11 protein-coding genes are annotated in these 12563 nt (G+C 38.5%); 6 read left to right on the top strand and 5 right to left on the bottom strand.

Annotated elements, in window-relative coordinates; all coding sequences use genetic code 11:
- Positions 1 to 7: 7 nt before the first annotated feature.
- Positions 8 to 3223 (bottom strand): LysM peptidoglycan-binding domain-containing protein, encoded by a 3216-nt coding sequence (locus QLG01_RS01330; RefSeq protein ID WP_282495653.1) that lies wholly within the window; start codon positions 3221 to 3223, stop codon positions 8 to 10.
- A 233-nt stretch (positions 3224 to 3456) separates the two neighbouring features.
- Here QLG01_RS01330 and dnaQ point away from each other — a divergent pair, with 233 nt between their 5' ends.
- From dnaQ to nudC, 3 genes are all read left to right on the top strand, one after another.
- Complete coding sequence (gene dnaQ, locus QLG01_RS01325; RefSeq protein ID WP_282495652.1) at positions 3457 to 4833, top strand: DNA polymerase III subunit epsilon; 1377 nt, start codon at positions 3457 to 3459, stop codon at positions 4831 to 4833.
- Positions 4834 to 4963: 130 nt separating this feature from the next.
- Positions 4964 to 6607 (top strand): chemotaxis protein, encoded by a 1644-nt coding sequence (locus tag QLG01_RS01320; RefSeq protein WP_282495651.1) that lies wholly within the window; start codon positions 4964 to 4966, stop codon positions 6605 to 6607.
- Positions 6607 to 7350, top strand: a complete 744-nt coding sequence (nudC, locus tag QLG01_RS01315) for an NAD(+) diphosphatase (RefSeq protein WP_282495650.1) — start codon at positions 6607 to 6609, stop codon at positions 7348 to 7350. Before QLG01_RS01320 ends, nudC begins: the two co-directional genes overlap by 1 nt.
- A 28-nt stretch (positions 7351 to 7378) precedes the next feature.
- On the opposite strand, the gene QLG01_RS01310 is transcribed toward nudC, so the two are convergent.
- The 3 genes from QLG01_RS01310 to QLG01_RS01300 form a co-directional block, all read right to left on the bottom strand.
- Positions 7379 to 8242 carry an alpha/beta hydrolase gene (locus QLG01_RS01310; RefSeq protein WP_004641862.1) on the bottom strand — a complete coding sequence of 288 codons (864 nt, stop codon included), beginning with the start codon at positions 8240 to 8242 and terminating at the stop codon, positions 7379 to 7381.
- A gap of 3 nt (positions 8243 to 8245) precedes the next feature.
- Positions 8246 to 8953, bottom strand: coding sequence for a BON domain-containing protein (locus QLG01_RS01305; RefSeq protein ID WP_282495649.1), 708 nt, complete (start codon positions 8951 to 8953; stop codon positions 8246 to 8248).
- A 77-nt stretch (positions 8954 to 9030) separates the two neighbouring features.
- Entirely contained in the window at positions 9031 to 9432 is a 402-nt protein-coding gene (locus tag QLG01_RS01300; RefSeq protein ID WP_003652834.1) for a YraN family protein, read from the bottom strand.
- A 208-nt stretch (positions 9433 to 9640) separates the two neighbouring features.
- Between QLG01_RS01300 and rsmI the strand changes: the two genes are divergently transcribed.
- On the top strand, positions 9641 to 10477 hold the full coding sequence (gene rsmI, locus QLG01_RS01295) for a 16S rRNA (cytidine(1402)-2'-O)-methyltransferase (RefSeq protein ID WP_009390409.1): 837 nt from the start codon (positions 9641 to 9643) through the stop codon (positions 10475 to 10477).
- Positions 10478 to 10568: 91 nt separating this feature from the next.
- Positions 10569 to 10955: a hemin receptor gene (locus QLG01_RS01290; protein WP_267531007.1), complete on the top strand. Its 387-nt coding sequence runs from the start codon at positions 10569 to 10571 to the stop codon at positions 10953 to 10955.
- A gap of 3 nt (positions 10956 to 10958) precedes the next feature.
- On the opposite strand, the gene QLG01_RS01285 is transcribed toward QLG01_RS01290, so the two are convergent.
- Entirely contained in the window at positions 10959 to 11849 is an 891-nt protein-coding gene (locus tag QLG01_RS01285) for a LysR family transcriptional regulator ArgP (RefSeq protein ID WP_267531008.1), read from the bottom strand.
- 105 nt (positions 11850 to 11954) lie between these two features.
- On the opposite strand from QLG01_RS01285, the gene QLG01_RS01280 reads away from it, so the two are divergent.
- Positions 11955 to 12557 carry a LysE/ArgO family amino acid transporter gene (locus QLG01_RS01280; protein ID WP_004793913.1) on the top strand — a complete coding sequence of 201 codons (603 nt, stop codon included), beginning with the start codon at positions 11955 to 11957 and terminating at the stop codon, positions 12555 to 12557.
- Positions 12558 to 12563: the final 6 nt, after the last annotated feature.

Raw genomic sequence — 12563 nt, 5'->3', positions numbered from 1 at the left:
AATTATTTTATAAATTAGGCACTTTAATAACATCACCAATGCGAAGCTGAGTAGAAGGTGTCAAATTATTTAGCTCAGCCAAGAAATTGGTTTCTAAACCATATTTGCTAGCAAGGCCAATTAATGTATCACCACGCTTCACTTTGTATTCCACAACAGTTTTTGGAATTACAATATTTTGGCCACGCTGTAAATTAGCACTCGCTTTTAATGCATTCATTTCAGCAAGTTCACGCACTGAAATGCCTGCACGGCTCGCAATACTATTTAAAGACTCGCCAGATTTCACAGTATATCTTTCAGTGTTTTTACCAGCCGCAACTGTTTTAGTTGAAGACTTAGTATCTACTTTAGCTGTTTCTACTGTAGGTACATCACCTGTTAGCTTTAAACGTTGCCCTACACGAACGCTACTGGTACGTGAAAGACCATTTAATGAAGCAAGATAGTCCAACTGTAAGTGATAACGGTTAGCGATATTACCTAAGCTATCACCAGATTTGACTGTATAAGTTTCGGGTGTTTCTTCTTTAGTATTTTTAGAAGGCTTAGTTGGTGCTTCTTCTTCAACTGTACCTGTGAGTTTTAAACGTTGACCAGCACGTAACCCAGCAGTACGAGACAAACCATTTAAGTCAGCCAAATAACCTGTTTGCAAGTTATATTTACTCGCAATCGCATTTAAACTATCACCCGACTTTACAACGTATTGTTCTGGAACACTTAACCCTGCTGGTACTTTTATCGTTTGACCAAGCTGTACATGGCTATTTGCTTTTAAGTTATTTAACTCGGCTAACTCAGCTAGGCTAATTTTTGATTTCGTTGCAATACTCGATAAAGTATCACCGCGCTGTATTTTATAGCCTTCTGTTTTATAAGAAATATTAGCAGCAGCCTTCTCAGATTTACTAGAAGTTTTAGTTTCAGCAACTTCATCTACAGAAATATCTTGTGTAGGCACATTAATTTTTTGGCCAACCATCAAGTTACTACCCGCAGATAAACCTGGCGTTAATTCAGCAAGTTCTTGATTAGAGAGCGCATAACGATCTGCAATTAATTTAAGGTATTCACCGCGCTTCACAGTATAACTTTTCGTTGCTATACGCTTTGCATTTGCTTGAACTGCTTTCGGCTCGACTTTAGCACTTGAGCGACTATTCTTCGGCTCTTTTAACAGTAGTTTTTGCCCAACAAATAGACCATCTGTTACTGATAAATCGTTATATTCAGCCAATTGTCTTACTGACAAATTAAACTGATTAGCAACACCGCTTAAACTGTCGTTAGCTTCAACTACATATACATCTGGTTTAGCTGTACTTTTAGATGTTGTTTGAGTTTCTTGTGGTTTAGCATCATAGAGGTAAAGCGTTGAACCTACATATAACGTCTTTTCAGGGTCAATCTGGTTCCACTTCGCAACATCGCGCCAGTTTACGCCATTTTTCATTGCAATAACGGCCAACGTATCACCCGGTAAAACGGTATAAGTACTACGCTTACCTTTAGGCTGTACAACCACTACATCAGTATCAGTCTTGATGTAAGGTTTATCTTTATTGCGCTGTCCGTCTTCAGAGTTAGCTACAGTCACGTCTTCAGCTAAAGTTTTTGGATAAGCAAAACCTCTACTGACCTCTTTACCTTGTTGCTCTGCAACTGACTGGCTCGTCTGAATTGCGGTTAACCTAATTTTGCCATCATACGGATCGACAATTTCGGTTCCTTTAGGCGCGATTGCTTTTAATTCAGCAACGACTTGATCTTTTTCAGCTTGTGTGGGTTGCGGCTCTAAAGCTTGTTGAACTGTTTCTTTCTCACCTTCAGCTCGTACTGCCGCTAAAATCTTCTCACGCTCTGCAGCTGAAATTGGTGGCTCCATCTTAACAGGCTTCGTAATGTTAGCTGCATTGGTCACAGCTACAGGAATACGCGGCGCACTTGGTACATCCGCTGATGCTGCAAAGGCAGCTAACGCATCTGAACCACGTGGTGTAGATTTTGAAATCGTTGAAGTATTCTTCACTGGTGAAGAAGGTTTAACTGGCTGAACTTGTGTTGTTGGTGTTGTTCTTGTTGTCACTGTAGTAGAAGGACTAACAGTTGTCGGTGTAGACGGTGAAGTTGCATTTGCCCACCAACCTGAGCTACCACTCGTTTTTTTGCCTTTTAATTTATTATCAATTGAAGGACTTAAATCTGCTGGAATCAAAATACGCATTGGACTCGCAGGGTCTACTGCTTCACCACGATATCCTGGGTTTAATGCATAAAGTTCTGCACGACTTAATCCTGCTGTAGAAGCAATTTCATTTAACGTTAAAGGTGCTGATAAAGTCACTTCACGGAAATGGGGTCTATTTGCAATAGGCGGTAATTCTACACCATAAGCCTTTGGATTTTTAATAATTTGAGCAACAGCTAAGAAACGTGGAACATAGTTCATTGTCTCTTGAGGCAATTTTAATGACCAATAATCGGTTGGCAAACCAGCAGCTTGGTTGCGGTTAATCGCTTGCTGAATACGTCCAGGGCCAGCATTATAGGCAGCTAATGCAAGTTCCCAAGAACCAAATTGGTTATAGAGGCTTCCTAAAAACTCATAAGCTGCGCGAGTCGATTCAACCACATCTCGGCGCCCATCATACATACCCGTTTGCTTTAAGCCATAAATACGACCAGTACTTGGAATAAACTGCCATAGCCCCGCTGCCGCTGCACTACTTGTTGCAGCTGGGTCATAAGAACTTTCAATTACAGGTAATAATGCAAGTTCTGTCGGTAAGCCACGGCGTTCAGCTTCTTTCACAGTATGGTACAAATAACGACTGGCACGAGCACTCAAGCGATCAAGGTAAGGCTGACGAGAAATAAACCAGCTACGCTGAGCTTCAATACGTGAATCCCAATGATTCAAGTCCATTTTGAAACCAACAGACATACGCTTCCAGACATCACCATGCTTCAAAATAAGCAGACGATCGCCTTCTACAGCGCGCATATCGGTTGCTGAAAGTAAGTCTTCCAAAGAGTCAAGACTACTCGCATCTAAATAACCTGCACCACTGACCTGTTTCGATTTTGAGGTTTTTGCAGATTGCGGAGTCGATGAACAGCCTGTTGTAATACCCAACGCAGCTAAAGCAGAGCTAAGTACGGTAATTTTGAACAATGATGCCGCAGATGGCTGCCACACAAATGTGGTTGGTTTATACATAAAAACTTCCAAACAACTCGCGTAATATTTTTTTGGGGTCTGGCCACAAACCCTAGGTCTTCGATGCCATTGTAGTAAAGCGTGCAAGATAGACAAGGCAATAATTTGATGTCATTTGCATGGAAATGTTACAAGAAATTAAAAAAACCTTGCTTTGTAACGATGGAACCGAACTTTTTGCGTATACAATACACCATATTCAGTTCTTTTTCTTTTAGTTTAGGTTTCGATTTATGTCTCAAACAATCACACTGTATGTTGATGGTGCATGTCGTGGCAATCCGGGTTTAGGTGGTTGGGGCGCATATGTCATTACCGAGCAGGGTGAGCATAAATTATTTGGCGGTGAACCTGAGACAACCAATAACCGTATGGAGCTTACTGCTGCGATTGAGGGTGTTTCATTTTGCCCACCCGATGCTCACTTAATTATCTGGACAGATTCAAATTATGTGAAGCAAGGCATTACTGAATGGATTCATGGCTGGAAAAAGAAAAACTGGAAAGATGTAAAAAATCCTGACCTTTGGCAAAAATTAGATGCTGTATGTGCAGGTAGAAATATTGAGTGGAACTGGATTAAAGGCCATGCTGGACATGCAGGCAACGAAATGGCCGATGAGCTTGCAAATATCGGAGCCGATCAAACCGCACTTCAAAAAAAAACAGTTCAAGCGACTGCCCTGCAAGATATAAAAAAGCCTGAAGAGGATTGGTTGCTTGATGACCCTTTTGGGTTTGATATGGCAGAAGTAGCCGAAGAAGATAATATTGATCTTGAACAGCCCGAAGAAGTTGAGATGATTATTGTGGAAGAAGAAGTTATTGAAGTTGAAGCTGCTGAGCCAGAAAGTAAGCAACCCGTTAATAATATTCATCCTCAAATTGTTGTGACCGAAGCCAAACTACAATTACAAGGGCCTCGACAACTGATTCTCGATACGGAAACCACTGGTTTTTATTTCCAAGATGGCGACCGAATTATTGAGGTGGGCGCTATTGAAATGATTAACCGGAAACTTACCGGTAGCTCAATTCATATTTATATTAACCCGCAAAAACCAGTGGGTGACTCAGAAAATATCCATGGTATCAGTGATAATTTCTTAAAAGATAAACCGCTCTATGCAGAAATTGCCGATACGCTTTTTGATTATCTAAAAGGCGCAGAGATTATTGCCCATAACGCAACCTTCGATATGAACTTCCTTGATATGGAGTTTAGACGCGCAGGCCTTCCTGCGCTTTCCGAAGTATGTGAGGTAACAGATACTCTAGCTTTAGCGAAAAGCAAACATCCCGGACAAAAAAACTCGCTTGACGCCCTTGTAAGACGTTATGAAATTCCAGCACGTGACCGTACTTTCCACGGTGCATTACTCGATGCTGAAATTCTTTCAGATGTTTACCTAGCAATGACAGGTGGGCAAGTTTCTTTTGATATAGATGCCTTATCTCAAAGTGAAAATAGCCTGAACACAGCAAATAAAACCAGAGTTCAAATTGAACTACCAGTTATTCTTCCTTCCGAAGAAGAGCTAAATAGACATGAGACTTGGGTCAAAGAATTTGAGAAAAAGCATGGAGAACCTTGCCTTTTTGCAAAATAAATTTTTGATTCTTTAGCGTTTTTAGCTTTTCCCCTTTGTAAGTTAAGTTATATTAGTCACATAGATTTTTAGCTCAAATTACTGAGCACTACGAATATAACAATTGATTTTTTTGCAAAGGGGAACGTTTATGTCTGAGCATACTTCGATTCATTTCGATCCAACAGCTTTACTCATCATTAAACATGAAATTGATCGTTCAATAAAACTGGTTGAAGGCGCAGTAAGTACTTTAATTGAAGAACAAACACTCCCTTTCGGTATTGATGATGCATTAGAACAATTTAAGCAATGCACTCAAGTCCTCCGTTTAATTGATATCCCCTATCTTGCAAAAATCACTCAATATTCAACTGAGCTGATGCAAAAAATTATTGCGAAGCCAACACAAATTAACACCAATGATGTGGTTGCACTGAGTGAAGGCACGACCATGGTAAAACGGTATATTGAGTTTATCTGTTTGCGTGAATTACAAGTACCTCAGTTTCTTCTTAATACATTAAACAATTTAGAATTAGCTTTAAATAAACCACTGACATCTTCTGGACAAGCGATTGCTCCTTTACTTGCAAATACTGCACTTGAACTCCCATTACCAGAAGTATTGATTAATGAAACAACTCAGTTTATTCATCAACTCTATAAGCTATCTCTACATCAATTTTTAAACAAGACAGAAGCTAATCATAATTTTCAAGCTTTTAAACTTATTGGTACCTATTTGGTCAGCATGGCAAACCATCAGCCAAGCCAACAATATTGGCAACTCGTAAATTATGCTTTCGGCCATATTGATAACCTGCTTTTAAATGATTCACGCCTACGTGTACTCATTAATATTGAAAGTTATATTGGTCAGTTTTTAACAAGTCCTGAAACTTTTAAGCCTGATTTGGCTGCACTTGCAGATATTTTAAGTATAGTTATCGCTCAAGAAGATGAGGTTGCTCACCATATTCGCAACCAACTCCATATCGGTGAAGAAATACCTACAGACACTCAATTGCTCGTTTTAAGCCGTCATCTTTATGGGCCTGACTTTGACACCATGCACACAGTCAGCCAATTAATATTGAGCGAAATGAACAAAGTGCGTAACGATATTGAATATAACTATCAAAATATGTCGACTGAAAAAGCACAACAATTACAAACGAGCCTTTTGCAATTAGCCTATACATTTAAACTGCTTAATCTTGATGAAGCTGCATCTGAACTATCTCAACAGGCAAATAGTTTAAGTCAGCTCAATATATTAAGTAATGAAAACTATGCTCAGCAGCTTATGGACAGCATTTTGTCTGCCATGAACTCAATTGGTATTTTGGTACGCCAATATACGTCTAGTCGTTTACAGCTTAATGTGAACAATACAAATATTTCTTTAGATCGCCTTGATGAGGCACATCAAGCCTTACTCACCGAGACAAAAAATTTAATTGATTTCATTTGTCAGAGTCTTACGTTGTATGCAAATGATCAGACACAAAATATTGAAGCAATTGCAGGTTCATTAAAAGAGCTAGCTGGCGCAGCCGAATTTCTAGGAAGCACAATTCAACAAGATGCTTTACTTCAAACTGCTCAATTTGTTCAACAACAACTTGAACAAAACCAGCCGTTTAATACAGACCAAATTCACTGTATTTTTAACGTATTAGCAGGCCTTGACATGTTGGTTGACAATTTAAAAAATAAACAACCTGTTCTACAATCCATGTTTAATGTAGCATTGTCGAGTAGTCAACAACTTCAAAAAAAGGCAGCTTAATGTCTGAATTATCACTTGCTTATATTTTCCATCATCAACAATTACTGGTTGATCAAAACCTTCAACTACCCAAAGTCGAAAAGTTAGCAAGTGATTTACTTTTCACTCATGATGAGCAGGTCATTGCACGTGACTTGCTTGCTGAGGAAGCTATACCAGAAGGCTTACAACTGGTTCCAATTCGCCAACTCATTACAAGTTGGTCGAAAGAACAGTTTTTGCAAGCGAGCCGTGCTGTACAGTTACTTGAATGGCGACGCAATCATAAGTTTTGTAGTCACTGCGGACACCCGACAGAAGTTCATCCAACTGAATATGCAATGGTGTGCCCATCTTGTCGCTATCATCAATATCCTCGCGTAAACCCATGCATAATTACCGTCATTACTCGAGGTGATGATGAAATCTTGCTGGCGAAGTCAGTCCACAATAAAACCAATATGTATGGTTTGATTGCAGGTTTTGTTGAAGTTGGTGAGACGCTTGAAGAAGCGGTACAACGTGAAGCTTTTGAAGAAGTAGGCCTAAGACTCAAAAATATTCAATATATGTCAAGTCAGCCTTGGCCTTTCCCGAGTAACCTTATGGTTGCGTTTCGAGCAGAATATGAGTCTGGTGAAATTAAGCTGCAAGAAGAAGAAATTGCAGATGCACAATTCTTCAAAATTGATCAATTACCTGAAATTCCATTTAAAGGTAGTATTGCTCATTCAATGATTATGCAGATTACCCAAGCTGGGTAATCTGTTGTGTTTTAAACGAGAATATCGTTTAAAACACTTCTTCAAGAAAATGTAAGATCGTTCTTTTAGTCCTGAAATAATGACTAATAAAACTAGAAAGGCTGGCCAAAATTGTAATATGTCCAGTTTTAGGAATCACGGCGATATGGCTGTGATTACCCTTCTCTCTAAGCGCTTGATCCATATCTAAAGTATTGTGTTTTTTTACAATCTGATCGTTTTCAGCCATTAAAAGGTAATGTTTAATATTATTTTGATTAACGAAATAATATGGCATGACTTCTTTATAAGAGGTGCTTTGATCAAAAGCATCTTCGGCCAGTGGATCACCTTTATAGTCAAAATGATATGGGCCAGCTAAACCGATTATTGCCTTAATTTTCCCTAAACACTCAATTTTAGTTGAATCAGGGTGATAAACAGCAGACATCACATTAAATGCCCCTGCCGAATGCCCCATAAGTACAATATTTTCTGTAGAAATTTCCAGTTTTCCCTGATTTTGATGCAAATAATTCAATGCCTGAGTTAAGTCATCAACAAAACTTGGGAAAATATTTTTAGGTGCTAACTGGTAGTTAATAACAGCAACGTCATAACCTTCTTTGGCAAATGTCTCACCAATAAAAAGATAATCTCGTTTATTACCATGTTGCCAAGCCCCGCCATGCACAAAAACAATGAGAGGCTGATGAGTTAGCTTTTTAACAGACCGGTAAACATCCAAACGGTGGCGAGGCTTTAGGCCATAACGAACATTTGGAACCTGTTCAAAACCATCTTTTGGCGTAAAGCGGTTTAAAGCAAAACTCCCCAAATCATACAGGCGGAACTCTTTATAGAGAGTTCGCGCCTGTTCAATTTTGCTTTGTAGTTGTTCAATCAGATTCATATATTACTGTGCAGTCGAAGCAGGATCTGTTTGGTCAGGATCAATTGCAACAGGTGTTTGAACTGTTGGTTGAGCAATGACGTTATTAATAATCGGTGTAGTTGTTGCACTACCCGTACTTGCAGCTGGTGCAGGCGCCAAATCAACGTTATCAATTAAAGTGACAATTTTGGTAACGTTACCGACGTTTTGTAAGACGTTATTTAAATCATTAATTTCAGCTGTATTTAAACGTCCCATTACATAAAGTACACCGTCTTCGGTATGTACCAGAACCTTACTATCAGAAACTACAGGTGCCTTCATTAAAAGAGCACGCGTATTTGCTGTTACACCCGCATCTTGCATGATGGTGTTATAGCTAACTTTGTTACCCACCGTAATATAGTTATGTACAGCTTTCACATCACTCATGGCTTTAAGATTGTCTTCTGCCAATTGTTTCAAGTACGGGTCTGGCACTTGGCCAGTTAATAAAACTGTACTATGGAAGCTTTCGATATTAATACGTGACTGCTTGAAACGTTGATCAAGTTTATAAATGTTGATATTGGCTGTACGTTTAATTGAAGAGTCAATGAATACTTGGCCTAGACTGCGGACACCGCTATCTGTGCCCACTGGAGCTGTGCCTGTTCCACCAGAAATAAAACTTGCGCAACCTGATAAACTTGCGACACAAAGCATTGTTACAGCAATACGGTTTAACACTCCACCAGACTCCTATCAATTTCTTGGCTTGATCATAAAGCATCAGACTTAAATTTGCTCAAAAGAGTAATGAACTCTTAATCCAAAGTAAATGCATTTTCGATCCATTGCAGATCATAATGGAATTTTGAAAAGTCATGCTGTACTGTTTTTGCAATTTTCTGTGGAAAATCAAAACAAATCACATCAAAACGACAATAAAAATCCTGATAAGATGGATAGCGCTGTAAAAAACGCATCGCAGTTTTGATAATTTTCTTTTGTTTTGTCCACGTTACCATTTCACAAGCTTGTCCATAATTTCCTATAGTGCGTGCTTTTACTTCAACAAAAACTAACTCTTGCCCTCTTTTGACGATTAAATCCACTTCACCACGGCGTGAATGGTAATTACTTGTGACCCATACATAGTTTTGTGCTTGTAAAAGGTTTAAAGCAGTTTGCTCTGCCCATTTCCCCAACTGCTGCGCTAATAACATTTTTATTTTCCCCAATGAAAAGCATCTCTAGATGTTTTTATACGTAAGTTATTTTCTGAAATTCATCTGACATATCAGAACTAAATCGAACAAATGAAAATCAGATCATTTTCGAAAAGCCCAAGCTAGCAGACATTGTTCACGCCCAAATCATAATTTCGGGTAAACTACCCGATTAAAATTGTTTATCTGTACGGAGTAAGACCAAATGAGTGCTCAGTTATTTGTTGTAGCCACCCCAATCGGGCACTTAGATGATATGACTTTCCGTGCAATTGATATTTTAAAATCAGTTTCTATTGTAGCTGCCGAAGATACTCGCCAATCAGCACAATTATTTAAGCACTATAATATATCGACTCAACTTACTGCATGCCATGACCACAATGAAAGCAATAAAATTGAGCAGTTAGTTCAAAAATTACTTGCGGGCGATAGCGTTGCTTTAATTAGCGATGCAGGTACACCACTCATCAGTGATCCAGGCTTTAAATTAGTCCGTGCTGCTCAAGAGAACGGTATTAAAGTTGTTCCAGTGCCAGGCGCATGTGCTGCTATTGCTGCTTTAAGTGCAGTAGGTTTACCGAGTGATCGTTTTAGCTTTGAAGGATTTTTACCATCTAGAGCTTCACAACGTATTTCTCAATTAGAAAAACTTAAGAATGAAACCCAGACCTTAATTTTCTATGAAGCACCCCATCGTATTTTAGAGTCTATTAAAGATATGGCTCAGGTATTTGGTGAAGACCGTCCAGTAGGGTTTGCACGTGAAATTACCAAAACCTTTGAAACCATCAAAAAAATGACCTTAAAAGATTTGGTCAGCTTCATTGAAAACGACCACAACCAAGAAAAAGGTGAAATTGTAGTGGTTGTGGGTGGTGCAGCTGCAAAAACAGATCTAGAACAAGAAAAACTAGATGAACTTTTAAAGCGTTTACTTCAAGACTTATCTGTTAAAGCAGCATCTCAACTCGCTGCCGATTTAACAGGAATTAAGAAGAAAGTCGCTTATCAACGTGCGCTCGAGTTAACACAATCTTAATTTTTTTAATTAGATATGGTGATGACACAGACTCTTTGTCATCACTATCTGTTAATTTTGCATAATAAAATATAAGAATAAGAGTACTAATGTGACTGAACAAATGGGCAAACTTGGTCCTCATGAAGGACAAGAGCTAGAATTATTACTTTCAGGCAAAAAACCTATAGCTCTATTTTACGATCTATTACCTGTCAGTTTTTTAAAGCATCTCGAACGAGGTACTTTATCAATGCTGAGTAAAGATATTGAAACTTCTCTACCTTTACCCTTTTCAATTATGCTGATCTATAAAGATGCAGCTTTAGCAGATTTAAATGAACTCATGATGTGTATTGAAACTTTATTTAAAGAAACTAATTTTGAAAAACGCATAGAGCTTGAACGAAGAATTGGACAACTTTTAGGTTACTCAGCACATGATATAGAGTTTTATATTCAGCATATTTCCAATCGTCATTTAAAAAGAAATGTGTAAAATCTATCTCAATATATGTTTTGCTGACTCCACAATAGTCTCTGCTAGTGCATCTAACTGTTTAGACTGCCTTTTCCAATGGTGCCAATATAACGGAATGTCGAGCTCAGCCTCAGGTATAACATCCACTAAAGTTCCATTGGTTAACAAAGATTGAACCTGAAGCTCGGGTACCATGCCATATCCCAAACCTAATTGAATCGCTTTCACAAAGGCATCTGTAGCAGGAATAAAACTATAAGGATAACTCTGCAAAGGCAAACCATAATATTTCAGTAATACCTCTGAATGCATAAGATCTTTATGGTTGAAAATTACAGCTGGTGCATTTCTTAAAGTTTCGCGGTTTACGCCATATTTAAACCAGTCAGCTGCAAATTCAGCAGAAGCCAACATTTTATAACGCATTTTCCCAAGTGGTTGAGCTAAACAGCCTGACATGACCTGCTCTTCTGCCGAGATACATGCGTTGACTTGTCCTGTTTCTAATAAAGTATGCGTATGCGATTGATCATCAATTTTTAGTTCTAAGACTATTTTTTCTTTAAAAAGTGTTTGCTGAATGCTCGGTAAAAGCCAAGTCGCTAGCGAATCTGCATTGGACGCTAGAGCAATTTTATAGAATTCCGATTCAGATGATTTCCCCATCAAACCTTGTAATAAGTTTTGCTCCATTAATCTCGTATGACGTAAATGTTGCAATAATGTTTGCCCTGCTTGTGTGAGTACACATGGGCGCCCACGGATAATTAAAATTTGGCCTAAATACTTTTCCAAAGCTTGCACACGTAAGGACACTGCCGAGGGCGTAATATATAAATGTTCACCTGCTGCATCAAAACTACCCACTTCTGCTACTGCAAGAAAAGCTTCACACTGTTTGCTATCTAACATATAGAACCTAAATATTTTTTAGCCAAACCTAAATATTCTTAATTTTACTTATTTCTTAAGAAAAAGTCAGATAATTCCCACATCTGATTTTTCCACCTTATTGTTATGTTCTCTCTTAGTATATTTTTTAAAGGATTCGGTATTGGTAGCGGGCTTATTGTAGCAATTGGAGCTCAAAATGCTTTTGTTCTAAAACAAGGACTCAAACAGCAATACGTATTTTGGCTATGTTTAATTTGTGCGCTGTCCGACTCGATTTTAATCGCTTTTGGTGTATTAGGTTTTGCCGAAATCATGACAGCATCACCCATCTTAATTACGGTCGCTAAATATTTAGGGGCAACGTTTTTATTGGTCTACGGTGCGAAAGCATTCTATGCTGCCTTAAAAACCACCCAGAGTATGGAGCTTGATAGCAGCCAGAAACAGACTTTAACTCAAGCACTAGTGACCTGTCTTGCCTTTACTTGGCTTAACCCACATGTCTATTTAGATACCATTGTTCTGATTGGTTCAGTTGCAACTCAGCTAGAAGACAAAATTAGTTTTGCTTTAGGCAGCATTGTTGCATCTTGGATTTTCTTTTTCAGTTTAGGTTATGGCGCAAGATTATTAAAACCATTATTTATCAATCCTAAAGCATGGAAAATCTTAGATTTCATTATTGGTTGTGTTATGTGGAGTATCGCAATATCGCTTCTCATCTAATGCATT

Origin of the sequence: Acinetobacter sp. V89_4 (genome assembly GCF_029967875.1) — a bacterium.
In the GTDB taxonomy this organism is placed as follows: Bacteria; Pseudomonadota; Gammaproteobacteria; order Pseudomonadales; family Moraxellaceae; genus Acinetobacter; species Acinetobacter oleivorans.
The sequence above is the reverse complement of the archived record's forward strand: the minus strand, read 5'-3'. Positions and strand labels throughout refer to the sequence as shown.

What these genes read in the sequence shown, in the direction of transcription:
- nudC (WP_282495650.1), top strand. Translation starts at nt 6,607, where the DNA reads ATGTCTGAATTATCACTTGCTTATATTTTCCATCATCAACAATTACTG.
- QLG01_RS01285 (WP_267531008.1), bottom strand. Translation starts at nt 11,849, where the DNA reads ATGTTAGATAGCAAACAGTGTGAAGCTTTTCTTGCAGTAGCAGAAGTG.
- QLG01_RS01320 (WP_282495651.1), top strand. Translation starts at nt 4,964, where the DNA reads ATGTCTGAGCATACTTCGATTCATTTCGATCCAACAGCTTTACTCATC.
- QLG01_RS01300 (WP_003652834.1), bottom strand. Translation starts at nt 9,432, where the DNA reads ATGTTATTAGCGCAGCAGTTGGGGAAATGGGCAGAGCAAACTGCTTTA.
- QLG01_RS01310 (WP_004641862.1), bottom strand. Translation starts at nt 8,242, where the DNA reads ATGAATCTGATTGAACAACTACAAAGCAAAATTGAACAGGCGCGAACT.
- QLG01_RS01330 (WP_282495653.1), bottom strand. Translation starts at nt 3,223, where the DNA reads ATGTATAAACCAACCACATTTGTGTGGCAGCCATCTGCGGCATCATTG.
- rsmI (WP_009390409.1), top strand. Translation starts at nt 9,641, where the DNA reads ATGAGTGCTCAGTTATTTGTTGTAGCCACCCCAATCGGGCACTTAGAT.
- dnaQ (WP_282495652.1), top strand. Translation starts at nt 3,457, where the DNA reads ATGTCTCAAACAATCACACTGTATGTTGATGGTGCATGTCGTGGCAAT.
- QLG01_RS01280 (WP_004793913.1), top strand. Translation starts at nt 11,955, where the DNA reads ATGTTCTCTCTTAGTATATTTTTTAAAGGATTCGGTATTGGTAGCGGG.